Origin of the sequence: Ureibacillus yapensis (assembly GCF_003515775.1) — a bacterium.
Classification (GTDB): Bacteria; Bacillota; Bacilli; order Bacillales_A; family Planococcaceae; genus Ureibacillus; species Ureibacillus yapensis.
The window spans coordinates 160,605-185,890 of record NZ_QWEI01000002.1 but is presented as its reverse complement, the minus strand read 5'-3'; the positions used below and the strand labels follow the sequence as shown (position 1 = coordinate 185,890).

The following is a 25,286-nucleotide window of genomic DNA, read 5'->3' as shown; positions in this document are numbered from 1 at the left end:
GATCTGTTGTATTACAAGATATCACTTTACTCAGCATAAGAAAATATCACTGTTGAATAAATAAGGAGCTGCCCAATTGTTCTGGCAGCTCCTCATTCTTCAGTTGTAATCTCGTTAGCATGTTTAAAGGCATTCCATTTTGGAACGCCTTTTTAAAATTGAATGAATTTTTCTTTTGTGAATTGCAAAAAAGCTTTTGCGGCAGGGGAAAGCAAGGCATCTTTCTTGTAATTAATCACGACATAATTTTTAAATATTGGATTTCCTAGTGTATAAAGGTTTGCATTAAACTTAACTTGATCACGCGTCACAACAGATTCAGGAATGAATGTTAACGCATTCCCGTTAATGCATAAGCGAAAAGCATTTTCAATATTGTTTGTTTCCAGAATAATATTTGGTTGTTTTATTTCATAGTGCTCGAAAATTCCATCGGTTAATCGCCGTAAGCCAAGTCCCGGTTTAAGCAGTATAAATTTTTCGTTTTTTAGGCTTTTGGGATTGAAAGGGACGTGCGTTGGTGTGACATTGTTTTTATCATACAACGGATGCTCAGAAGGTATAACCAGGTAAATGTTTTCCTCGAAAAGTTCTTCGTAGACCAGTTCGGGATTCGAGATAGGCAACATATTCAAACAAATATCAACTTTGTTTTGAAGGATAAGCGACTCCATTTCGCTGGCAGTTCCTTCTTCCAGTTCAATTTCAATGCCTGGATATTTTTTCATAAACTGGGGAAGAAATCTGAATAGCGTGTAGGAAGCAAGAATTGGATTCATGCCAACAATCAATCGTCCCTTTTTTAAATTGGAAATTGCCTCGAGCTCGACCTGCATCTTGGCGTAGGATTTTTGTATATCCTTCATATACGAGACATAAAGTTCACCTGCATATGTGAGTGTTAGAGGCGTTATTTGGCGATTCACAAGATTGACTCCAAGCTTGGTTTCCAGGATTTTTATATATTTGCTCAAATAAGGCTGTGATACAAAAAGCGCTTTTGCTGCATGCGAAAAATTTCCGTATTGCTGAATTGCCTGTAAATATTCTAGTGATAAATCTTCTTTCATAATGGAATTCCTCAATTCTACTAATACTAGTTATTATCACTTATTAAATCTTATTTTTTCTGGTTTGACCATAATACCGCTTGAAATGTGAACTATTTATCCATGATAACTAAATCGTTATACCTGCAATAATAAAACTAGTATTATAAAATCCGACAAAATTATGACATAATTCTAATCGACCGACAAATAAACTCAACTGTCGAAAAAAATTCACATTTGCTAGTAGAAAAACAGGAGGACAAGTGATATGGGAACTTTAGGAATTATTTTAGCCATTGCCTTGATTGTCTATATGTCAATGAAGGGATTCAGCATTATATTCATTGCTCCTGTAGCTTCGATAATAGTCATCATTTCAAATGGCATGGACTTCTTCCCAAGCTTAATTGGAACAGAAGCTTCATTTATGACAGGGCTTACAGGATTTATCGTTAACTTTTTTGCGATATTTTTACTAGGTGCAATTTTGGCACAATATATTGAAAAAAGTGGTGCAGCTCAAGCAATCGCCCAGAAAGTGCTTTCAATAACAGGAACGGAGAAACCGTTTTCAGTTCTAGTAGCCATCTTCTTAATCAGTGCAATTTTAACGTATGGCGGAATTAGCTTATTCGTTGTACTTTTCGTAGTTATTCCGCTTGCAAAACCATTATTTCAACAATTAAACATTGCATGGAATCTGATCGTTATTCCGGTATTTTTAGGGATTGGGACATTTACGATGACGATGATGCCTGGTACACCATCGATTCAGAACGTAGTGCCAACGAAATATTTAGGAACGCAACTAACGGCAGCTCCTTTAATCGGGATTGTCGCAACAATCGTGGCAGTTGGTGTCGGTCTATGGTATATGCGCAGTGCTTTAAACAAAAGTTTGAAAAATAAGGAAGTTTTCAAACTGGATGAGAAGGCAAATGAAAAGAAAATTGAATTGAAAGAAAAAACACCTTCATTCTTTTTAAGTATTTTGCCAATCTTGGTTTTAATCGTGATTATCTTTGCGGGTAGTGCAATGAAAATAGAAAATATTGTGTTGATTGGTCTTGGAGCAGCAGTAATTGTTTCGGCGATCCTGTTCCATAAATATATTCCGTCGCATAAAGAAGCTTTGAGCTTAGGTGCGAACGGTGCAGTTATGCCTATCTTCTTTACTTCGGCATCTGTAGCATTTGGAGTGGTTATTACTCTTGCACCAGGATTTAAAGTTATTCAGGATTTCATTTTAAGCATACCTGGTAATCCTTTAATCAGTTTATCTGTTGCATCTATGGCGTTGGGTGGTATTACCGGCTCAGCTTCGGGGGCACTCGGTATCGCAATGGAAGCGTTTGCTCAAAGTTATTTGGCTATGGGTGTAGACCCTGATGCGATGCACCGTATTTCCGCGATTGCATCAGCAGTATGGACAGGGTTGCCACATTCCGGCGCAATTTTATCTCTGTTCGCTTTAACTGGTTTAACACACAAAACTGGATTCAAGTATGCATTCATTATCATGACGGTACCAAACTTACTAGCGTTGATCGCTGCATTGATTATCGGCGTTTCATTCTATTAATTCATTGGAGAGGATGAGACTTCCTCTCCAATAGTAAACAAATTTTCATAAAGATTGGGGTAACATATAATGACTAAACAAAATCGTACAGTTATCGTAACAGGAGCAGCTCGTGGAATTGGATATGCAATTGCAGAAGCTTTTAAAGACAATGGTGACTTTGTAGCAATTTTTGATTTGAATGAAGAAGCTGCAGTGGAAGCTGCTGAAAAATTAGGAAACGCGAAAGGCTACAAAGTAAACGTGGCTAGCGAAGAAAGTGTAAAAACAGCAGTGGACGCAATTGTTGCAGAACGTGGATCAATTGATGTTGTAGTAAACAATGCAGGGCTACAATTCATTTCTCCGGTAGATGAATTCCCGGAAGAAAAATGGGATTTAGTTGTTGATGTTATTCTAAAAGGAGCATTCCTGGTTACAAAACACGCGCTTCCTTCTATGAAAGAACAAAAATACGGCCGTATCATTACAATTTCTTCGGGTCACGGAAGAAGACCGGACCAATATAAATCTGCATATGTTGCAGCAAAATATGGTCAAATTGGTTTTACGAATGTAGTAGCTATGGAAAATGCAAAATACGGAATTACAGCGAACTCCATTTTACCTGGTCCAACTCGTACAGAATTAATTGAAAAACAATTACCTGTACTTGCAGAAAAAGATGGCTCTACAGTTGAAGAAGCATTAAACAAACACATCTTAGGTGGTCAATGGTTAGGACGTCTCCTTGAACCTTCAGAAATCGCAGCAACAGCTGTATTCTTGGCTTCTGATGGTGCAGCAGCGATCACTGGTGAAGCACTAGGCGTTACTGGCGGAGAATAATTCTTTAGCTCTCAGGTGATATATCTTATGAACGTTTAAGCATCCAGAAAAAATCTGGATGCTTTTTTAAAATACAAGGAAATAAGGGGATGTATTGAAAGGTTTGAACTTCAATACATCCCCTAATTTTTTATTAATTTAACTGTTTTGCCAATGTGGCAAAGTATGGTGTTTGACCAGAGCGGAAGTATGTGAGCAAGTAATTTTCTTGTTTAAGTACATCGCCGTTTTGCTGAAGCGCATTCAAGTCGATTGCGAAAGGAATAATCAGTGAATGTTTAAAGAAATCCTTTTCGTTTAAATCGATTTGTGTAAATTCTTCACCTGCCAGAATCGGCGTTTCTTTTAATACACGGTAAATTTCTCTTTGCTCCTCGCGGGATACTTTTTCATCCCACCATAACTTGCGCGGCTGGAATGGTTGTTTCGATAAATAATCCAGCTGCATGAGACTGCGTACAATGGAAAGATCAATCTTGGGTTGTGTTGCTAAAAATTCTTCCAGTCGTTTAAATAAATCTTCTAGCTGATGGCCAATGCGGGACCATCCTTTTTCTTCCCAGTATGTTCCAAAGTTTTGGAAAAAATCAAATGGCGTTTCGAAACATTCTGTTACAAGATATTCAATCGTATTGTCCATTCGATGGTCATTCCAATATTTCTCCAGTACATCTTCCGCCTGCTTAATGCGGATAATTTCATCAAATGTTAAAACATTATTTGAGAAAATTTCATATGGCGCCAAATCCACATAGGTGTAGCCATATTGTTTTGCTTGTACACGTAGACCGGTTCCTCGCAAAAGCTTCAGGAAGCCAAGCTGCAATTCTTCCGGACGCATGGCAAATACATCATTGAACGTTTGGCGGAAACTATTATAATCTTCTTCCGGCAAACCGGCGATTAAATCAAGATGCTGATCGATTTTTCCGCCTTCTTTCACCATTGTGACCGTACGCTTTAGTTTTTCAAAGTTTTGGCGTCGTTTGACAAGCTCGTTGGTTAAATCGTTTGTGGATTGAACCCCAATTTCGAAACGGAATAAGCCGCGTGGGGCATTTTCGTTCAGGAACTGGATGACTTCAGGACGCATAATATCCGCGGTGATTTCAAACTGGAAAACGACGCCTGGTACGTGTTCATCAATCAAAAATTGAAACATTTCCATTGCATAGCTGCGGCTAATGTTAAATGTGCGATCGACGAATTTAATTGTTTTTGCACCATTTGCCATCAGGTAGCGAATATCATCTTTGATTTTGTCGCGATTAAAGTAGCGAACACCGACTTCAATTGACGAAAGACAGAACTGGCACGAGAACGGGCAGCCGCGGCTTGTTTCAATATATTGAATCCGCTTGCCAAGAGTCGCGCGGTCCTCTTCGAAGCGGTAAGGGCTTGGAATCTCGCGCAAATCCACTTTCTTTGGCTGGCCATGTATTTTCATTTTGCCTTCTTCCAAATAACAGATCCCCGGAACGTCCTCCAAAGGTAGTGCACCATTTAGATGTTTAAGCAATTCTTTGAAGGAAAACTCGCCTTCACCCATCACGATAAAGTCCACTTCGGGAATGCGGCGTAGCCAATCATGGACATCATAAGATACTTCAGGTCCGCCCAGAACGATTTTCGTTTGCGGCGAAACGGTTTTAAGCATCCGAATGACGCCAATCGTCTCTTCTATATTCCAAATATAACAACTAAACCCCACAACATCCGGTTTATGTTGATACAGGTCGGAAACGATATTGAAGGCAGGATCTTTAATTGTATATTCAATGATAGTTGAGTCAAAATCAGGCTGTGCAGCAGCTTTCAAATAACGCAGCGCCAAGTTCGTATGGATATATTTGGCGTTTAATGTTGTTAAAACTATTTTCATGAAGAATCTCCTTTAATAAACACTATCTCTTGATGTATATCCTATTTATTTTAGCAATAATAAGGGATTTGCGCCACTAGTTGAGGGGGGTGAGCAATATAAAGAGGGTATGCAACCGAAAAAACCAGGCATTAGTGCCCGGTTTATTGTTTCTAGATCTTATTCCTTAGTTTTGAAATGATTATAATGCTTTTTTCAGTAATTTTTTAATATCATCAAGCTCTTTGAAAATATTGTTTAATTGGTTCTGTACGTTAGCTTGACCTGTTGTTGTATTTTGCTGCGTTTGGGCTTTTTCTTGAGCTGCAATCACTTGTGAGTAAACCACGATAGCCTCGCCAACAAGAACAATGACATTTCCTAGTATCTCAATCTTATCGGAAATATTCTCACTCGTTATTTGTGTAGGGATTGTTTCTTCTTGAAACAGCCTGTCGGTTGGATTGTTCCTCATATTCATTTATTGCAATCTCCCTTTTAGTTGAAATAAAAACTATGAGGCAGTAAACATTATTTTTTTGAAAAAGGTTCTTTGTGCCAGGCTTTAATTCCTAACTAATTAATAGCTATAGGCATTTTATGCATGAATGCCACTGATAGTGAAGGGAAAGATACATTTCGTTAAAAGGCTGAACAAAGTCATAATTATCGCAGAAGAAGCCTAGTTTACAGAAGAAAAAATTTGGGCAAAAAAAGTCTTGAATCCTAGTGGCTCAAGACAATTAAAATGGATCTTTGTCTGCCTCTTTATTAATCCATTGTGCATTGACAACTTGTTTATTTTCTTTAAGCCAAGATAAAATATTTTCTGGTATAAAATGTGTATGAAGATCGTATATATTGTCCCTCCTCGTTATCGATATCCCATTTTTGCTGAAATTTCACTTGCAGCATAGATAACCTTCTTCGCAATATTATTTATTTTTTGAGATGGAATTCGCTGCTTTGGTCCAACAACTGCCAACGCAGCAATGACTTTTCCGCGATAATCATAGACTGGGGCTGCGATAGAGTTTACTCCTTCTCGATATTCCTCACTACTGTAAGCGTAACCATTTTTTTGAATTTCTTTTAATTGCTCACGTAGTTTTTGTGGGTCAGTAATGGTATTTTTCGTGAATCTGTTCAGGCCTTGTTGAATGACTTGCTCCAATAGATCCTCATCCTGGCAATATGCCAGCAATACTTTCCCTGAACTTGTGCAGTATAACGGATTTCGTCTTCCCACATGAGTTAAAAATCGAACTGGATGATTACATTCTACTTTTTGGAGATAAATGACTTCCAACTGGTCTATGATGGAGAGGTGCGCTGTTTCGCCAGTAGTCTCAACCAGTTTATTTAAGGTTTGTATGGATTCTCGGTACACATCCATTGTGGTATTAACGATTCCGCTTAGCGAGAGAATGGAGAAGCCTAATCGGTATTTCTTCGTTTCAGGATCTTTATATACGAATCCTTCACTTGCAAGTGTTGCCATTGTTCTGCTAACTGTGCTTTTATTTAACCCGAGTGAAACAGACAGATCACTAACCTTTTTTTCTGGTTCATCTACTGTGAAACTCCTCAAGATTCTAAGAGCATTTTTTACAGAAGATAAATGATTTGTATCTTGATTTTCTGCACCCATTAAATCACTCCTTTCTGATAGTCCCCAAATAGTTAAACAAAGTTGCTAGTTATATAGTGGAAAATATATCAAATAAAGAATTATTTGGAAAGTCATTTTTCGAAAAATTAAGTCTTTTATTAGAGCTGCCATGGCAAATTGCTAGTTATATAGCGTTTTCTAGCTAATAAATAAATTTTATTGTTGTTGCGTATAAAGCAACGATGGTGTTTTATATGCAATAAGCATGAGATAACATAACATTATGAATGTTAAATTAATTTTGTATTATGAGGAGGAATCTCACGATTATGCAGACAGTGACAAAAGTTAAAGCAATTAATTGTTTACACTTCATAAACGGACAATTTGTAGAGTCTCAAAACAAGAAAACCTTCGAAAATATTAACCCGGCTACGGAAGAGGTATTGGGCACAGTTGCTGAGGGAGGGAAAGAAGAGGTAGATTATGCAGTTGCTGCAGCAAAGAGAGCGCTGGACGGTCCGTGGAAAAAAATGACTCTTGCAGAGCGTTCTAAAATTCTTCGTCGAATTGGCGACCTTATTTTAGAAAGACAAGAAGAGCTCGCTTTGTTGGAATCATTGGATACGGGAAAGCCAGTTTCTTTGGCAAATAAAATAGACATCCCGCGCGCAGCATATAATTTCCATTTCTTTGCCGATTATATCACTTCAGTAGGCACCGAGGCATATCAGCAGGATAATCAGGCAATACATTATTCTTACCGTCGTCCTGTGGGCGTGGTGGGAATTATTAAACCTTGGAATCTTCCTTTATTGTTATTAACTTGGAAACTGGCTCCAGCACTTGGAATGGGAAATACAGCTGTCATCAAGCCAGCGGAATGGACTCCGATGACTGCAACCGTATTAATGGAGATTTGCAAGGAGGCAGGAGTACCGGATGGAGTCGTCAATCTTGTTCATGGTTTCGGCCCTAATTCCGCAGGTGGAGCCATTACAGAGCATCCGGATGTAGATGCTATCTCGTTTATTGGGGAACCAAGCACAGGAACAGCCATTATGAAGGCTGCTGCGAATTCATTGAAAAAACTTTCATATGAATTAGGCGGCAAAAACCCAAATATAATCTTTGCGGATTCCAACCTCGATGAAGTGATTGATACAACAATTCGTTCAAGCTTTGTGAACCAGGGCGAAGTTTGTCTCTGCGGTTCCCGCATCTATGTAGAGCGGACAATTTATGAAGAATTTATTCAACGTTTTGCTGAAAGAGTAAGAGAGTTAAAAGTAGGAGATCCACTAACTGATGGTACAGATGTGGGCGCATTGGTTTCTAAAGAACATTATGATCGTGTGAATAGCTATATCGATATTGCCAAAAATGATGGCGCTACAATCGTAACGGGTGGAAAACGACCAGAAGGGCTTTCAAAAGGCTATTTCCTTGAGCCAACTATTCTTATAGGGTTAGATAGAAATTCGCGCTGCATAAGAGAAGAAATCTTTGGACCTGTTGTAACCGTTACGCCATTTGATATGGAAGAAGAAGTGATTATGCAGGCAAATGATACTCATTATGGACTAAGTGCGACGATCTGGACGAATGATTTAAAACGTGCTCACCGCGTGGCGCATCAAATCGAAGCAGGTATAACATGGGTAAATACATGGTTTTTACGGGATCTAAGAACGCCATTCGGTGGTATGAAGCATAGCGGAATTGGACGTACAGGTGGAATGCACAGTATTGATTTCTACTCGGAGCTATCTAATATTACTATAAAGCTATAGAGACAATAATAAAATGGTAAGCAAAATTCAAAAAGGGAGGATTTTCCATATTGAATCAAAAATATAAAGACATAGCCGACTATTTAATTTCTGCAGAAGAAGAGAAACGTGAAGTTCTAAAAGTAACAGCCGAATTGAAGCCAGATTTAACTGTTGAAGAGGCTTATCAAGTACAAAATGAGATCATAAACAAAAAACTTGAAGAAGGCAGAAAAATTATTGGTCCGAAAATGGGCTTAACCAGTCAAGCCAAAATGACACAAATGGGAGTGGATGAACCGATTTATGGATATGTTTTTGACTATATGCTGATTGAAGAAGGCGGCAAGGTTCCTTTCCACGATTTAATCCATCCAAAAGTAGAAGCTGAAATTGCTTTCTTAATTGGAGAAGACATTGAAGGTCCAGGAGTAACTGGAGACCAAGTGCTTGCCAAGACTGAATCGGTTCTCCCAGCATTGGAAATTATCGATAGCCGGTATGAAAACTTTAACTTCACATTACCGGATGTGGTAGCTGATAATGCATCCACTTCCAGGGTTGTTTTCGGAACTGCCTTTAAATCCCCGAAAGCATTTGAATTGGATTTAGTGGAAGCAACACTTTCGATTAACGGAGAAGTAAAAGAGTCAGGTACCGGCTCAGCGGTATTGGGTCATCCGGCGAATGCCATTGCGATGCTTGCAAATATGCTCGCACGTAAAGGAGAAAAAATCCGAAAAGGTGAACTCATTTTATCTGGAGCTTTGACTGGTGCAGTTATGCTGAAAATCGGAGACTCTGTAAGTGGACAATTTGGCGGTTTGGGAGAGGTTACTTTTACGGTAGCAGAATAGGGAGGTTTAAAAAATGCCAATCATTCAATTGCAAATTTTAGAAGGCAGATCAAATGAAAAAATCGCGGAAGCAATTAAAAATGTATCGAATACGGTTTCGGAAACTTTAGACGTACCCATTGAAAGTGTACGTGTCATAGTCACTGAAGTACCAAAGACACATTGGGGAAAAGCAGGAGAGCCTATAGCTGCAATTCAATAATAAACAATAGATAATCTGGGGATTGCATTGCAATGACAATCGAGTAAAGTATGTTAGTGCCGCATGTTCCGAGTATGTGCCATGAGGATCAGGTGCCGGAATTTCAACAAGATATGGCAACTGCCTTGAAGGAGGTAGCCAAGGATATCCAAAGCATAAAACCAAATGTGATTGTGTTGGTTTCATGTCATTGGCCTGCCTTCTACTTTTTTTACTATTTAGGAATTCATTATTTTTATAAGAAGAAACCTGCAAAACTTGATTAATCAATGTTTGCAGGCTTTTTTTGATTAAGAGGGGGGTGGCGCTCTAGAACCCATCCACGTTCCCGACTCTTACCAAATCACCTAAATTATCGAATTAAAAACATTGAATGCAGAAAATATTTTTTACAAGGGAAACGATTACCCTCGTCCTGGTGAAGGAGTCGAGGCATGGGTGAAATATAAATCTTGCCCTCTATCCTTTTAATAATGATATTTACGACATTAATAAATGACAAAATGTTGTACTAAAATAATGAATGAGTGAGGTATGTACATAAATTAAGCTTATATTTGGATTTGACTATCCTAACATTTAAGTTTGTATAAAATCAAAAATGTTGCACAAGGGAAAGTTGAAGCATATAATAAGCAAATACTAATGAGTGAAGATAGAAGGGGTGAAGAACGAATGGTGAATTTTATTTCGACGCTTAGTCCAGTAATGCAAGCATTATTGGCAACTCTATTCACATGGGGTATGACGGCTGTTGGAGCGGCACTTGTGTTCACTACGAAAAAGGTAAACCAGAAGCTAATGGACGGAATGCTGGGCTCGGCCGGTGGCATTATGATCGCCGCAAGTTTTTGGTCATTGCTGTCTCCTGCTATTGAAATGGCAGAGGATGGCCCTTTTCCAGCATGGGTTCCAGCGGCTGTAGGCTTTTTGTTTGGTGGGTTTTTCCTATGGGCAGCTGATAAAATCATACCCCATTTGCATCCATCGTTGACTTTAGACCGTGCAGAGGGATTCAATTCTAAAAGCAAAAAACGAAGTACATTGCTTGTATTTGCTATAACACTACACAATATCCCGGAAGGCCTAGCGGTTGGGGTTGCATTTGGTGCGGTTGCTGCCGGTTATCCTACTGCATCCTTGGCGGCAGCAGTTGCCTTGGCTATTGGGATTGGGATTCAGAATTTACCTGAAGGAACTGCAGTTGCAATGCCATTGCGAAGAGAAGGAATGTCACGCAGGAAGAGCTTTTTCTATGGACAATTTTCAGGAATGGTTGAGCCGATTGCAGCAGTAATAGGTGTTCTGGCTGTATCCTTTATGACACCTATACTTCCTTTTGCATTAGCTTTTGCTGCAGGAGCGATGATTTTCGTTGTAGTCGAAGAAGTTATACCAGGTTCACAGGAAAACGGAAATGGCGATTTAGCAACGGTTTGCTTGATGCTTGGATTTACTGTAATGATGATTCTTGATGTAGCTTTTAGTTAACTTATATAACAATAGAGGATGCATCCTTCTTAATATGAAGGATCGCATCCTTTCGTTGTTTTACAAGTTCTAAAATTTTTTGTGTCAAAAATCTTGAAATATATCCAATTTCTGATAAAAAGCGTTATACTATTTTAATAGACTGGTTGCTGAAAGTTAATCCATTTATATTAAGGAGGATAAGGTATTGTTGCTCAAGAAAATAATAAATAGTTCCCTGATCATATTATCATTAATGGTATTTGTATTAGCTGATCAGGCAAACGCAAGCCAAAATTATTCTGATATCCCTTCCAATCATGCGGCTTATAAAGAAATTAATTTTTTAACAAATTTAGGAGTATTAAATGGTTATGAAGAGAATGGCAAAATGCTTTATAAACCTGAAATCGCCGTTACGCGAGCAGAGGCTGCGAATATGCTCATCATCGCTTTAGGTCAGTCACCTTTAACAGGTTCAACTTCATCTTTTAGTGATATCAATGCAGGAACATCGGAGTCTGGTTATATTGAGAAGGCTGTTGAACTTGGTCTTTTCCCAACAACTTCAAATGGGGAATTCCGGCCTAATGAACCGCTAACTTATGAGGAAGTAAGTTACATATTAACCAAAGCTTTTAATTTAAACACTAAGGAAGCCTCTACATATGGATCACCTTTTTTAGATGTGACGTCAAAATCCAAGTTTTTTGAATATATTAATGCTGCTTTTTACAATGGAATTACACAAGGAGAGAACGGCTACTATTGCCCTAATAAAAGTGTAACAAGAGAAGAATTCGCACTTTTCCTTGCAAGAGCAAAAAGTAAAACTTATCGTTTGAAATTGCCGGCAGCACCAACTGCAAGGGTTACTGGAGCTAAGGGACAAGCTGTCGTTTCGGTTAATGATTTGAATGTTCGTTCAACACCAAATTCCTCATCAAAAGCAAATATTATTGGCAGAGTAAATAAGGCAGATATTCTTGATACGTTTGCAACAAGCTCTGGATGGGTTAAAGTAGCTTATAAAGGAAGATACGGCTATGTATCAAATAAATATGTTAAAAATAAAACGGTGAAAGAGGATCGCTCGTTAAACAGTACACCAACAAAAGTGATACACAGCAATGACTCATCAAGTCCAACTATTCAAGCAAGTGTAACAACAGATAGTTTAAATATTCGTAGTGGTGCAGGAACATCCTATAAAGTTATAGGAAAGTTGAGCTATGGTACAAACATAAATGTTGATAGCATTTCCGGCAACTGGATTAAAATTACATATAACGGGGTTACTGGTTATGTGAGTAAAACGTACGTAAAGCTATTAAATCAAACAGATAATCTAACTTTGAAAAATAAAATAATTATTTTGGACGCTGGTCATGGCGGGAAAGATCCCGGAGCGACAAAAGGAAGTATATATGAGAAAAATATTACTTTAACGATCACGAATTTAGTTGTACAAAAATTAGAAGAAGCTGGTGCAACGGTCTTTGCAACAAGAATAGGTGATACATACCCAAGTTTAGAACAACGCGTAGCATTTGCGAAATCCAAAAACGGCAATGCATTTGTCAGCATTCACGTTAATGCTGCAGCAAGTGCAGCAGCATCTGGAACTGAAACTTATTACTATGTGAAAGCAAATGAAGATGACCGCAAGGATAAATATTTGGCATCGGCTATCAATAATGAGATTGTAGAAAACCTAGATATGCGTGATCGAGGTATCAAGAACTATCCGTATTATGTTATCAAAAATACATCCATGCCTTCCGTGTTAGTTGAACTAGGTTTTATAACAAATAGTAACGATCTTTTAAAAATGACAACAGATAAAAATATCGATCTATATGCGACGTCTATTTATAATGGCATTGAACAATACTTTAGCAAATACTGAATAAGATAGCCAAAAGAAGAGAATAAGTAAAAGGGACTTTCTGAATTTAGGAAAGCCCTTTTTTTATGCAATTAGTGAGTATAGCAATAGACATTTATTTTAATTAGCTTCTAATTTTTGAAGGATCAATTGCTAAGCTGACTAACTGTCGGACATGTTCAACTAGAACGGAATAATAAACTAATTTACCTTCTTTTCGTTATTTCGCTAACCTCTTATTTAACCACACTAAAAATAATGCCACTCTTGACCTAAAGGTATTTTTTCAATACATTTAGATTAAATATTATTTAATAAGTGGAGGGAAAGGAAATGGCTATGCATAATTTGAGTGATCAGCTTGTCCATAAATTAGGAAAACAAATTATTAGCGAAGTAATTCCTTCAGGAGCGGTATTACCCAAAGTTGAGGTAATGAGTGAACAATACGGTGTTAGTCGAACAGTCGTAAGAGAAGCCCTAAAAGGTCTTGTAGCTAGACGATTAGTGAAGTCAGTTCCAAAAATGGGGACGATCATATGTGAACGAGAAGAGTGGCAATGGTGGGATCCCGAAGTGCTAAGTTGGGCTTGTGAAGGGGAACATAATAATAAATATTTTCAACAATTAACGGAAATGCGTCTTGCTATTGAACCTACAACTGCAGAGCTAGCTGCCGAACATGCAACTAAGGATGATATAAAAGATATAGCGACTTGCTTTGAAAAACTTGAACTTTCAGCGATTAGCAATAATGAAAAAGAATGGGCTAGCGCGGATTATGATTTTCACCAAAGTATTATGGTTGCTTCCCATAATGAACTACTCATAAATCTTGGAAAACTATTAAGAGATGCACTTCTTCAAAGCCGTCATAAAACAATGAAGATCTATAATAATGAGAATGAAAGAGAAATACCAATTTCAAAAGAACAGGCTTTGCTTTTTCACAAGAATGTTTATATGGCAATTTGTAAAGGTGATCGTATAGAAGCACGTGAAACTATGTATAACTTAATATTGCATGTAAACAAGATTTTAAAAACATATAATACCGAAAATTAAATAATGTAGAGAGAGCTCTAGAAATATAGTCCTTTCTTTATTGCTTGCAACGACTAGCTTAGTTGTTTATTAATTAAATATTGCCTTTTTATAGAAAAAATCTGTATTGACATACGATAAATCGTTTAATATTATTTATTTAATATTATGCTTGATTTTGAAAGGAGTGAGCACCTCCACCAAATTTATATTCTGAATTTTCGGAAAATTAAAGTTGAGCTAACTGATTGTTACAGTAGTTTTTTCGATTTAATTAACAAATTTGTAAGCGTTAACATTTGTATATTAATAGTTTGTTTTAGCGAGGGTATAACAGCAATTTAACGTAATCTGTTTTGTAAGCGCTAGCATTTAAATATTAATATAGGGGGAATACAAATGGAAAATGAGATTTTTGATGTTGTTCAAATTGGTTATGGTCCTGTGGGACAAACAATGGCAGCTTTACTTGGAAAAGCCGGGCATAATGTAGCAGTTTTTGAGCGCTGGCCAGAAACGTTTAATCTCCCAAGGGCAGCAACGTTTGATCATGAGATTATGCGTATTTTTCAAGATATTGGCTTTGCTGAAAAGCTCGAAGAAAAACTCGTTCCTGTTCGTAATTATCTATGGGTGAATGGCAATAGAGACGTTCTGCTTAGGATTCCATACGGCGGTGTAGATATATCTGGATGGGAAAATGGTTATCTTATGTATCAGCCTGAGGTAGAACAAGCACTTGATGAAACTGTTAAATCTTATCCCACTGTTGAAGTAAATCAAGGATGGGTGGCTGAAAACTTTATTGAATTGGATGATTATGTAGAAGTTACGCTCAGAAAGGGAGTCGTACATGCCCCTGGACAATGGGCACCAACCAATGAAACTCGTACGGTACGAGCGCGTTATCTAATTGGTGCAGACGGAGCTAATAGTTTCACAAGAAATAAATTAGGAATTCAATCTGATAATCTAGGATTTGAATCTGATTTCCTTGTTGTAGATATCCTTCCAAATGACCCGCTTATCCTGAGTCACTTACCAGAGGCATATCAAGTTTGTGATCCAAAAAGACCGACTACCGTAATAAGCCGCCTGGGTACTCAACATATCCGTTTTGAATTCATGCTTTTACCTGGCGAAACAAAAGAAGAGCTGTTAGATGACGAAAAAATCAAGAGTTTACTAAGAGAATGGATTTCACCAGAGCAAGGAACCCTTATCCGGAAAGCTGTTTATCGTTTTAGTTCAAATATTGCTCAAACATGGCAGAAAGATAATATTTTCCTTATCGGAGATGCTGCACATGTCACGCCTCCTTTTATGGGCCAAGGTATGTGTACGGGCATTCGAGATGCAAAAAACCTTGCTTGGAAGCTAGATCTTGTACTTCGTAATGAAGCCGAAAAATCTCTTTTAGAATCATACACAGTAGAAAGGTATGATCATTGTAAGGGCCTTGTTCAGATGGCCATTCAGCTTGGGAAAATTATATGCATTTCTGATGAAAAAGAGGTAGAAGCAAGGGATCAAGCATTTCTTTCAGGCAATGTGCCACCATTCCCGGATATGCCGATTCTAACAAAGGGTATCCTACACAATAACCTAAATCATGAGATATCCTCTCCAGTTGGTGAGCTGTCATTACAAGGTTTTGTGAAATATCAAGGAAATGTAGGCCGTTTTGATGATGTGGTTACACAGGGATGGACGATTATTAGTCCGAAAACTGACCCACGAAGTGTCCTTTCAGATAGTCAAATTGCACAACTTGAACAAATCGGTATGAGTTTTGTCCATGTAAGTGGAGAGGACAACAATAATGTTGTATATGACTTACATGGTAAATACGAAGATTATTTTAATAAAAGAGGAGTGGAAGCAGTTATAGTTCGTCCAGACTTTTATAATTTTGCTGCAGTGACCTCTTTAGCAGACCTTTCAAGTGTCGTGGATGATTTATTATTCCAACTTCATATCAAAAATTCTGAAACAATCATTTGATGGTTGTTAAATTTTCTGAAAATTTAGATAAAAATGGTTGTAATTGTGTAAATAAATGTATATTATTTTAATTAATAAATATTATTTAATTATTTATAATTAAAATTAAGTATCTTGAGAGGGGTAATAAAAATGGGTATTCACGTTGTACATTTCGTGCATAAGGGGATTAAAAGATGGGGAATAGTGAACGAAAACTTGGTTCGACCTATTGAGAAAGAATTTGATACCTTAGCATCTTTATTGGCGGAGGGCATTGAGAAAATTAAAGGGTTAGCTGTTCAGCAAAAGGATATTTCGCTGAATGAAGTTACATTATTAAGTCCTGTTACACAACCGGCACGTATCGTTTGCCAAGGGGCGAATTATGGGACACATCGTGAAGAAAGTGGTTTAGAAGCAAAGAGACCTCCTTTTAATTTAATTTTTACTAAAGCAGACAGTTGTTTAAGTGGTCCGAGAGATCCGATTATTTGTCCAGATCATGTTAAATTACTAGATTATGAAATTGAGCTAGGTTTAATTATTGGAAAGGAAATCTCAGAACCTCAAGAGGTTACTGAAGAGAATTTACATGAATATATTGCAGGACTGGTTATCGCAAATGATGTATCTGCCCGAGATATTCAATTAGGACAAACTCAATGGTATAAAGGAAAAAGCTATAGAACTTTTTGTCCAGTAGGACCATATGTATATTTGCTGGAAAAAGAAGATATCCCATTAATTAACTACTTAGAGCTAAACTTATGGGTGAATGATGAATTAAGACAATCAACAAATACAGAGAATTTAATATTTAAACCGGATGAAACGTTGACTGAACTTTTTGGGCTAATGAATTTCTCACCTGGAGATTTACTTCTTACAGGTACAACAGGAGGAGTAGCGCTGCGTTTATCACCTGAAGTAACAGAAAAATTATTAAACCCTGTTTTATCTGCAGAAGAGAAGATGCAGCTTATGTTGGATAGTCAGCTTCAAAGTAATTTATATCTAAAGAATAATGACGTTATTCGTTGTGAAATAAAGAGTGCAGATGGAAAAATTAATTTAGGCGTCCTAGAAAATAAAGTGGCGCATGCAGTTCCCGTTAAAGCATAAATAATAGGTTAATCCAATTAAATACAAGTATCAATCAGGGCCACTATTATTGAAAAATGCATTGAGTATTTCAACATTCAACAAGGATAGTGGTCTTCTTGAATGAAAATCAGGAATCTGTGAAAGAAGGGAGTTTAAATAAGATGAAAGTTTTTAAACTTGGTTACGCAGAGTTTTGTACAAAAGATGTTAAAGCGCTTACAAATTATTATACAAGCACTATGGGATTTACCTTGACTGAAGAAGGCGAGAATGGTAAATCGTATATATCTAGTGGAGTAGATCATCATAATATTGTCGTGGCACCTTCTAATGTAAGCCATCTTAATAAAGTAGGATGGCAAGTAGGCGGAGAAATGACTCTTCAAGAAATAGGGAAACAATTAAAAGAGCGTGGTATCTCTTCTGAGTTAAAAACGGATGCTGAACCAGGTATTTCAGAACTGCTGGAATTACAGGATCCAGGCGGCACGATAGTAAACTTGTATAAAGAGATTGCTATGCCAACACCAGGATATAGAGAAGCTGGAATCGTCCCCAATAAATTAGGGCATATTGCTATAGGTGTAAAAAACGCAAAAGAAACAGTCGATTTTTACAAGCAGGTATTAGGGTTCTGGGAGACAGATAAAATTGGAGATTTAGCTACTTTCTTAACATGCAACTCAGATCACCATACTTTAAATATTCTTCAATCCAAGCGTCCAGTTATGCACCATATTGCATTTGAACTAAGAAGTTTTGAACACCATAAAGATAGCTCTGATAAGCTCTCGAAATATGGCGTGCCTATTTTATGGGGTCCATCCCGTCATACGGCTGGACATAACATCGCTTCCTACCACAGAGACCCAGATCAACACTATATCGAACTTTTTTCAGATTTAGATATTTATATACCAGAACTGGATTATATGGATCCGCGTCCTTGGCATGAAAACTTGCCTCAAAGACCAAAAGTTTGGGAAAGCCTAAGCTATTGGGGAACAGACTTCAAACACGACTTAGTTGAAATTGTTATGCAGGAAGAGGAAGTAAAAATATAAGAGAGATTGTTTCTATTTAAAAATATGAAATAAGTAATGAATTAATAGTAGTGAACAAAGTTATAAGGGAACGTAGAGGTCATAATAAGTTGACTTTTTCGCTCCCTTCTTTTTACTTCAAAAAGATTGTTGATAAAACAGTAGGGGGAACATTATGAATAAAGTAATTGAATCTAGTGAAATAAGAAAATATTTCAAAAGTGGGGATCAGATTTTAACAGGTGGTTTTGGTATTTCAGGCACTCCTTTAACAATTATTGATGAGCTATTGGAAACGGATATTAATGATTTGACAATTGTTAGTAATAATTTAGGTGACAATGGACAAGGATTACACAAATTATTTATGCAGGGGAAAATTAAAAAAGCAATTGGCTCCTTTTTTACCCTTAATAGAGAAGCTGTTATTGCTTGGTCTAAAGGTGAGCTAGAAATCGAATTGTTACCTCAGGGTACATTAGCTGAAGCTATTCGTAGTGGTGGGGCTGGTATCGGTGGTTTTTACACAAAAACGGCTGTTGGCACGGAATTAGCTATAGGAAAAGAAGAAAAGATAATCGATGGAGAAACATACATCTTTGAAAAAGCAATCAAAGGTGATGTAGCCATTATAAAGGCAGCTAAATCAGACAGACTTGGAAACCTTGTCTACCATACAACAGCTAGAAACTTTAATCCAGTTATGGCTACAGCTGCAAAAATAGTTATTGCCGAAGTGGATGAAATCCTCGAAGTAGGTGAGTTAAACCCAGAGCATATCGTGACTCCGCATGCCTATGTGGATTATGTAATTCAGAGCAAATATTCAAAAGTAGGGAGTGAGTATGTTGAGTCAAGATAAGAGAAATGTTATCGCAAAAAGAATTGCTCAGGAATTAGAGGATGGTCAAGTTGTCAACTTGGGTATAGGGGTTCCGACATTGGTTCCAACCTATTTAAATGGTAAAACGGTACACTTACAAACAGAGAATGGCCTATTAGGAATGGGACCAGCTCCATTGGAAGAAGAGATAGATATCGATTTAATGAATGCTGGGAAAGAGCCAGTTACTTATTTGAAGGGTGCATCGTTTTTTAATAGTGCAGATTCTTTTGCACTGATACGAGGTGGACATGTTGATGTGGCTGTTTTAGGTATTCTTCAAGTAGATATTTATGGTGAAATTGCTAATTGGGCTGTCCCTAACCAACCTATTTTAGGAGTCGGAGGCGCAATGGATCTAGTAACTGGCGCAAAAAAAGTCATTGCGGCAGCTACATTATTCGCTAAGGACGGGACATCCAAGCTAGTTAAGGAATTAACTTATAAAACAAGTGGAGCTCGACGGATTGATCTTTTTGTTTCTGATTATGCTGTTTTTTCATTTACTGATGAAGGCGTAAAAGTAGTAGAAATACTTGAGGATGTTACTATCCAAGAACTAAGTGAGAAGGTTGGATTTACATTAGAGTACGCTCATGACTATGTCCCTAATAGATAATATTGGCATGTGATTTATTTAGGGTGAAAATAGATGGAAACTTATATTAAAGAAGGAGCTCAAACTGCTTTTGGTACGAACGGTGGATTGATAAAGGATGTCAGCGATGTTGATTTGGGTGTGTAGCAGCAACCAAAGCAGTTATTGAAATAAGTAGTATTGTATGTTCTTATTTGGATTTTTTAAATATATCAATTTCCTTTTTCCTTGTACAATCTCCATAAAAGTTGGGTCAATTCCTGTTCTTGGGATACGGGATTTTCCCAAGAAGTTAAGTTGTGCAAATTAAAAATTCATAAAATATTTACTCATTTTAAATATAGAATTCATTAAAAAGTATTAGCTTGAATAATTTAAAGATAATTAGACTTTAAACGTATAAATTACAGTTTTGTATCAATCCACAGAATGAGCGGTCGCTCAACTTGGGGATTGACGAAAGAGATATGGATTTGGACAAGTTAGCGGGAATTTAAAAGAAAAGGGAGTGTATTTTTTGTTTAATAAAAAATTTGAGCAGTTTGAAGTGAATGAAACTTGGAAGTCGAGGGGTAGAACGATTACAGAGTCTGATCTCGTCATGTTTTCAGCTTTTAGCGGTGACTGGTACCCACTTCATGCGGATAAAGAGTATGCAGAGAAATGCACACCTTTCAAGCAGCGTATTGCACACGGAATGCTTGTATTATCTGTTGGAACAGGGTTATTGCAAATGGAACCGGAAGTAGTAGTGGCTTTTTATGGAATTGAAAAACTGCGATTTATTAACCCGACGTTCATCAATGACACTGTTCATCTCGAGCTGGAAGTCATTGATTTGAAGGATAAAGGCAATGGAACAGGAGTAATAACGTTTAATCAAAAGATTGTAAAACAAACAGGTGAAACGGTTGTTACAGCAATTCTAAAAATGCTTGCAAATAAAGAAGCTAATTAAATGGAAAAGAGGCTAAAGATATGAATTCCAACGAAACAATCTATGAATGGGAAAACATTGTTGATCTTTTAAATAAATATTTGCGTTTAAAAACGATACCTATTGGGATGAAAATGTTCGAGAAAAAAGAAGATATGGAAGCCATTTCAAAAATTAGAAGGCCAAAGGAAAAATATACTACAGATCAAATTGTTGCACAAGCAGCTCGGTTAGGTTGGACCGTAGGCATTACAGCCGAAGACTTGGTTATGCCTCAATGCAGTGTTGTACTAGGATTAACTCCACGGGATGAAAAATGGCTTTCCGGAAAAGAGATGGCAGGGGTTTGGTTTGAAACTGAGGAAGATTCTGCTGCCCATCAAGAAGCGATGCATACCGTTCCTTATGGTAAATATCAAGCGATGGCGGTTTCGCCTCTTATTTCAAATCGATTAACTTCCCCGGACATCTGCTTAATCTATGCTACACCAGGACAGATGATTCTACTGATTAACGGATTACAATGGAAAGATTATAAAAAGCTGGAATGGCGTGCGGTGGGGGAGTCCGCTTGTGCAGATTCTTGGGGTAGAGCACTTGTTACAGGTGAGCCTAGTTTATCTATCCCATGTTACGCAGAGCGACGGTATGGTGGAGTATTAGATGATGAATTGTTAATGGCCTTGTCTCCACAAGATTTAGTAAAAGCTTTGGAAGGGCTAAAAAAATTAAGTCAAAATGGATTACGTTACCCAATCCCTCAATATGGGATACAAATAGATGCTTCGATGGGCCTAAATGCCAGCTACGGCAAGAAGGGTGATTAGATTCAAAGAATGTACATGCTTTAAATGAGATTAAACAGGAACACTATGTCGGAAATATGTTTATTGGTGAATTGCTGTTAAACAATATGCAAAAAAATCTATTAATAAACTTTTATCAGGTAGATTACTTATGATAGCTGTCTATCGCGTACTCAATCTAATGCGACTTATCACTAGCCCTAGCCCCATCCTCGTTCAAAAAATTCTCTACCTTCTATATATATATGAAGTTGAATCGCTTAATCTAAACCACTAATCCAAAGCCCTCGGTACGATCCTGTTTTGACCCATTGAAAATATTAATCTACAGAATATACAGTTATCATTTCAATTTTCAGAATATTCGTATACAATAAACTTGAAATTACTCAAAGGAGGTATTTCATGAATAAAACAGAAAAAACAATACATGAGATATTAAAGGGTCTAAAAGATGATTCAACAATTTTAGTAGGAGGATTCGGTTTATGTGGCATTCCGGAAGTAGCGATTGAAGCGATTTGTCGGAGTGGAGCAAAAAACCTGACAGTTGTGAGCAATAACTGTGGTGTCGATGACTGGGGGCTCGGTTTACTCTTGGCGAATAAGCAAATTAAAAAAATGATTTCATCATATGTAGGAGAAAATAAAATTTTTGAGCAACAACTTTTAAGTGGTCAACTAGAAGTGGAACTAACTCCACAAGGCACATTGGCGGAACGAATCCGTGCAGGGGGCGCAGGAATACCAGCTTTTTATACGGCTACAGGTGTTGGTACTCCAGTTGCGGAAGGGAAGCCAGTAAAAGTTTATGAAGGAAAGGACTACATTGAAGAACGGGCCATTGTAGGTGATTTTACATTTGTAAAAGCGTGGAAAGCCGATAAACTTGGCAATCTAGTCTACCGAAAAACAGCGCGAAATTTCAACCCTATTATGGCAACGGCAGGTAAAATTACCATTGCTGAAGTAGAAGAGATTGTGGAAGTAGGCGAATTGAATCCAGACGAGATCCATACACCTGCTGTCTTTGTGCAGCATGTCATTTTAGGAGATTCATCTAAAAAACGAATCGAAAAGCGGACAACAAGAACAGAGGGGGTAGCCGGATGACATCTGCTAAAGATCGTATTGTTAAACGGGCAGTCCAGGAAATTGAAAATGGAATGAATGTCAATCTTGGCATCGGTATTCCGACATTGGTTGCAAATGAAATTCCAAGTGATTATCAAGTGCTATTACAATCAGAAAATGGGCTATTAGGAATTGGACCATACCCTCTTGAGACTGAAATAGATCCTGATTTAATTAATGCAGGAAAAGAGACGGTAACAACTGTTGCTGGAGCATCCTTTTTTGATAGTGCTGATAGTTTCGCTATGATTCGTGGTGGCCATATCGATATAGCCATTTTAGGCGGTATGGAAGTATCGGAACAAGGTGATTTAGCCAATTGGATGATTCCTGGGAAAATGGTAAAGGGTATGGGCGGTGCAATGGACCTTGTACAGGGAGCAAAGCGTGTCATTGTTGTGATGGAGCATGTGTCGAAATACGGAGAGTCAAAAATAAAAAAAACATGTACATTACCATTAACAGGCCAGAAAGTTGTCCATCGATTAATTACAGAGCTAGCAGTCTTTGATTTTACAGAGCAAGGAATGGTACTGATGGAAGTAGCTCCTCATGTAACAGTAGCAGAGATAAGGGAAAAAACGGAAGCAAATTTCACCTTATCAGAGAATCTGAAAATAGTTACCTAGATATAGAAATAACATATATTTTTTTGCATTTTGCTGCATATAGCGAACTCTTAATCTGCCGAAAGAAAAAGTATAGGTAAACACGATACTCAAAGATTAAGGGGTGGTTTATGGAAGGAGTAAAACCAATGGCAAGACTATCAGTGAAAAAAAGGATTATTGAAACAGCGCTAGATCTTTTTGAGGCAAAGGGCTATCACGGTGTTTCTGTGGATGAAATAGTTGAAACAGCTAGTACCTCAAAAGGTGGATTTTATCATAATTTTAAATCAAAAGATGCGTTGCTCTATGAAATACATGATGTATTCATATCATATGTTTTAAAAGAGACGAAGGCAGCATACGAACAACATGAAACACCAATCGATAAAGTATGTGCTATGCTCTTCGCATTTACAAGTGTGTTCGACTTGTATAAGCGGCATATTACCGTTTTCTATGATGAAAGCGCTTATCTACCGCCAGTGTATAAAGAGGTCATTAAGGAAAAGAGAACGGAATATCGAAAACTAATTGAGCAAGTAATTGAAGAGGGCAAGGCGAGCGGACATTTTAGAGAAGGTATCTCAACAACGATCACTACAATGGCCATTATCGGGTTAGTGAATTGGACGTATAAATGGTATCAACAAAATGGACAGTTGACGATGGAAGAAATAACTTTGTACTTCAATGATTTTATCTTGCGCGGTATTTTGACGAAGAAAGGGTATGAAGACGCGTTAGCAAAGCAGTATTTACTAGTATAGCAGAAAAATAGCCAGGGCAAATATGCTGGTTTTTTAAATCATTGCTTCAAACCGACTAGTCAGTACCATTTTAGTGAAAATCAAAAATAATGGGGGAATGGTTATGAATTTTGAGCTAACAAAAGAGCAGCAAATGATTCGCGATATGGTTCGGGAATTTGCTCAAGCGGAAATTGCACCATATGCACGTGAGTTGGATGAGAAACATGAATTTCGTAAAGAAAGCTTCGACAAGATGGGAGAGTTGGGACTATTGGGAATTCCTTTCCCGGAGAAGTACGGTGGTTCCGGTGGTGACACGGTATCCTACGCACTGGTGGTGGAAGAAATCGGCCGCGCTTGCGGGGGCACAGGGCTTTCTTATGCAGCTGCTGTTAGTTTGGGGGCAACACCGTTTTATAATTTTGGAACGGAAGAGCAAAAACAGAAATTCTTAGTTCCGATGGCGCAAGGTAAAACACTCGGGTCATTCGGTTTAACAGAGCCTAATGCCGGTTCGGATGCTGGCGGTACCCGTACAAGAGCATTTTTAGATGGCGATGAGTGGGTCATCAATGGGGAAAAATGCTGGATCACCAATGCAAGTTATGCACGTCAAATCGTGGTGACAGCCGTTACAGGGAAAAATGATCGGGGCAAAAACATAATTACAGCTCTTATTGTGCCAACTGATACAAAAGGCGTAACGATTCGTTCGGAATATCAAAAAATGGGCGTTCGTGCATCGAATACATGTGAAATAGTATTGGAAAATGTGCGGGTACCAAAGGAAAACGTATTGGGAGATGAGAAAAAAGGATTCGGACAATTTCTTGATACATTAGACGGCGGACGCATATCAATAGCAGCATTGTCAGTGGGAATCGCACAGGCAGCCTACGAAAAAGCTCTGCAATATTCGAAAGAGCGGGTACAATTTGGGCAGTCTATTTCAAAATTGCAGGCCATACAATTTAAGTTAGCGGATATGGCGATGGAGATTGAACTAGCACGTAATATGGTACACAAAGCGGCATGGTTAAAAGACCATGGCAAACCGTTCAAAAAGGAGGCTGCATTCGCTAAATTATTTTCTTCGGAGATGGGCTTCCGTACATGTAATCAGGCGATCCAGATTCACGGTGGTTATGGCTATATGGCTGAATATGATGTAGAGCGGCATCTGCGTGATATTAAACTAATGGAAATTGGAGAAGGCACATCGGAAATACAGCGTGTTGTCATTTCACGTGCCATCGGTTGCTAGATG

Annotated in this window: 24 protein-coding genes; 20 read left to right on the top strand and 4 right to left on the bottom strand. The window is 37.8% G+C overall.

The annotated features are described in order from the left end of the window. Positions 1 to 152: 152 nt before the first annotated feature. Positions 153 to 1,070, bottom strand: a complete 918-nt coding sequence (locus D1B33_RS05605) for a LysR family transcriptional regulator (protein WP_118875394.1) — start codon at positions 1,068 to 1,070, stop codon at positions 153 to 155. Between the two features lie 250 nt (positions 1,071 to 1,320). Between D1B33_RS05605 and D1B33_RS05600 the strand changes: the two genes are divergently transcribed. Further along, positions 1,321 to 2,634 (top strand): GntP family permease, encoded by a 1,314-nt coding sequence (locus D1B33_RS05600; protein ID WP_118875393.1) that lies wholly within the window; start codon positions 1,321 to 1,323, stop codon positions 2,632 to 2,634. 69 nt (positions 2,635 to 2,703) lie between these two features. After that, positions 2,704 to 3,462, top strand: coding sequence for an SDR family oxidoreductase (locus D1B33_RS05595; protein ID WP_118875392.1), 759 nt, complete (start codon positions 2,704 to 2,706; stop codon positions 3,460 to 3,462). A 133-nt stretch (positions 3,463 to 3,595) separates the two neighbouring features. On the opposite strand, the gene D1B33_RS05590 is transcribed toward D1B33_RS05595, so the two are convergent. The 3 genes from D1B33_RS05590 to D1B33_RS05580 form a co-directional block, all read right to left on the bottom strand. Continuing rightward, on the bottom strand, positions 3,596 to 5,344 hold the full coding sequence (locus tag D1B33_RS05590) for a B12-binding domain-containing radical SAM protein (RefSeq protein WP_118875391.1): 1,749 nt from the start codon (positions 5,342 to 5,344) through the stop codon (positions 3,596 to 3,598). Positions 5,345 to 5,525: 181 nt separating this feature from the next. Continuing rightward, entirely contained in the window at positions 5,526 to 5,804 is a 279-nt protein-coding gene (locus D1B33_RS05585; RefSeq protein ID WP_118875390.1) for a hypothetical protein, read from the bottom strand. 393 nt (positions 5,805 to 6,197) lie between these two features. Then, positions 6,198 to 6,974: an IclR family transcriptional regulator gene (locus D1B33_RS05580; protein WP_118875389.1), complete on the bottom strand. Its 777-nt coding sequence runs from the start codon at positions 6,972 to 6,974 to the stop codon at positions 6,198 to 6,200. A 290-nt stretch (positions 6,975 to 7,264) separates the two neighbouring features. On the opposite strand from D1B33_RS05580, the gene D1B33_RS05575 reads away from it, so the two are divergent. From D1B33_RS05575 to D1B33_RS05485, 18 genes are all read left to right on the top strand, one after another. Next, a complete protein-coding gene (locus D1B33_RS05575; RefSeq protein ID WP_118875388.1) occupies positions 7,265 to 8,728 on the top strand; it encodes an aldehyde dehydrogenase in 1,464 nt (487 codons plus the stop codon). Between the two features lie 47 nt (positions 8,729 to 8,775). After that, positions 8,776 to 9,564 (top strand): 2-keto-4-pentenoate hydratase, encoded by a 789-nt coding sequence (locus D1B33_RS05570; RefSeq protein ID WP_118875387.1) that lies wholly within the window; start codon positions 8,776 to 8,778, stop codon positions 9,562 to 9,564. Between the two features lie 13 nt (positions 9,565 to 9,577). After that, complete coding sequence (locus D1B33_RS05565) at positions 9,578 to 9,766, top strand: 4-oxalocrotonate tautomerase (RefSeq protein WP_118875386.1); 189 nt, start codon at positions 9,578 to 9,580, stop codon at positions 9,764 to 9,766. A 50-nt stretch (positions 9,767 to 9,816) separates the two neighbouring features. Then, positions 9,817 to 10,032 (top strand): DODA-type extradiol aromatic ring-opening family dioxygenase, encoded by a 216-nt coding sequence (locus D1B33_RS18870; protein WP_118875385.1) that lies wholly within the window; start codon positions 9,817 to 9,819, stop codon positions 10,030 to 10,032. Positions 10,033 to 10,441: 409 nt separating this feature from the next. Further along, complete coding sequence (locus D1B33_RS05555; RefSeq protein ID WP_118875384.1) at positions 10,442 to 11,257, top strand: ZIP family metal transporter; 816 nt, start codon at positions 10,442 to 10,444, stop codon at positions 11,255 to 11,257. 187 nt (positions 11,258 to 11,444) lie between these two features. Beyond that, the gene (locus tag D1B33_RS05550; RefSeq protein ID WP_118875383.1) at positions 11,445 to 13,145 is read left to right on the top strand and encodes an N-acetylmuramoyl-L-alanine amidase; all 1,701 of its coding nucleotides are present in this window, start codon (positions 11,445 to 11,447) and stop codon (positions 13,143 to 13,145) included. Positions 13,146 to 13,457: 312 nt separating this feature from the next. Continuing rightward, the gene (locus tag D1B33_RS05540) at positions 13,458 to 14,189 is read left to right on the top strand and encodes a FadR/GntR family transcriptional regulator (RefSeq protein WP_118875382.1); all 732 of its coding nucleotides are present in this window, start codon (positions 13,458 to 13,460) and stop codon (positions 14,187 to 14,189) included. 378 nt (positions 14,190 to 14,567) lie between these two features. Continuing rightward, on the top strand, positions 14,568 to 16,172 hold the full coding sequence (gene mhpA, locus D1B33_RS05535; RefSeq protein ID WP_118875381.1) for a bifunctional 3-(3-hydroxy-phenyl)propionate/3-hydroxycinnamic acid hydroxylase MhpA: 1,605 nt from the start codon (positions 14,568 to 14,570) through the stop codon (positions 16,170 to 16,172). A gap of 132 nt (positions 16,173 to 16,304) precedes the next feature. Continuing rightward, the gene (locus tag D1B33_RS05530; protein ID WP_118875380.1) at positions 16,305 to 17,276 is read left to right on the top strand and encodes a fumarylacetoacetate hydrolase family protein; all 972 of its coding nucleotides are present in this window, start codon (positions 16,305 to 16,307) and stop codon (positions 17,274 to 17,276) included. 98 nt (positions 17,277 to 17,374) lie between these two features. Then, on the top strand, positions 17,375 to 18,322 hold the full coding sequence (locus D1B33_RS05525; RefSeq protein WP_118875379.1) for a VOC family protein: 948 nt from the start codon (positions 17,375 to 17,377) through the stop codon (positions 18,320 to 18,322). Positions 18,323 to 18,476: 154 nt separating this feature from the next. Next, a complete protein-coding gene (locus D1B33_RS05520; RefSeq protein WP_118875378.1) occupies positions 18,477 to 19,163 on the top strand; it encodes a CoA transferase subunit A in 687 nt (228 codons plus the stop codon). Then, on the top strand, positions 19,147 to 19,803 hold the full coding sequence (locus D1B33_RS05515) for a 3-oxoacid CoA-transferase subunit B (protein ID WP_118875377.1): 657 nt from the start codon (positions 19,147 to 19,149) through the stop codon (positions 19,801 to 19,803). The genes D1B33_RS05520 and D1B33_RS05515 overlap by 17 nt, the downstream gene beginning before the upstream one ends. A gap of 496 nt (positions 19,804 to 20,299) precedes the next feature. Then, positions 20,300 to 20,740, top strand: coding sequence for a MaoC/PaaZ C-terminal domain-containing protein (locus D1B33_RS05510; RefSeq protein ID WP_118875376.1), 441 nt, complete (start codon positions 20,300 to 20,302; stop codon positions 20,738 to 20,740). 20 nt (positions 20,741 to 20,760) lie between these two features. Continuing rightward, complete coding sequence (locus D1B33_RS05505) at positions 20,761 to 21,546, top strand: DUF169 domain-containing protein (RefSeq protein ID WP_118875375.1); 786 nt, start codon at positions 20,761 to 20,763, stop codon at positions 21,544 to 21,546. Between the two features lie 384 nt (positions 21,547 to 21,930). Continuing rightward, entirely contained in the window at positions 21,931 to 22,638 is a 708-nt protein-coding gene (locus D1B33_RS05500) for a CoA transferase subunit A (RefSeq protein ID WP_118875374.1), read from the top strand. Continuing rightward, on the top strand, positions 22,635 to 23,288 hold the full coding sequence (locus D1B33_RS05495; protein WP_118875373.1) for a 3-oxoacid CoA-transferase subunit B: 654 nt from the start codon (positions 22,635 to 22,637) through the stop codon (positions 23,286 to 23,288). Before D1B33_RS05500 ends, D1B33_RS05495 begins: the two co-directional genes overlap by 4 nt. A gap of 128 nt (positions 23,289 to 23,416) precedes the next feature. After that, the gene (locus D1B33_RS05490; protein WP_118875766.1) at positions 23,417 to 24,037 is read left to right on the top strand and encodes a TetR/AcrR family transcriptional regulator; all 621 of its coding nucleotides are present in this window, start codon (positions 23,417 to 23,419) and stop codon (positions 24,035 to 24,037) included. A gap of 103 nt (positions 24,038 to 24,140) precedes the next feature. Beyond that, on the top strand, positions 24,141 to 25,283 hold the full coding sequence (locus D1B33_RS05485; protein WP_118875372.1) for an acyl-CoA dehydrogenase family protein: 1,143 nt from the start codon (positions 24,141 to 24,143) through the stop codon (positions 25,281 to 25,283). Positions 25,284 to 25,286: the final 3 nt, after the last annotated feature.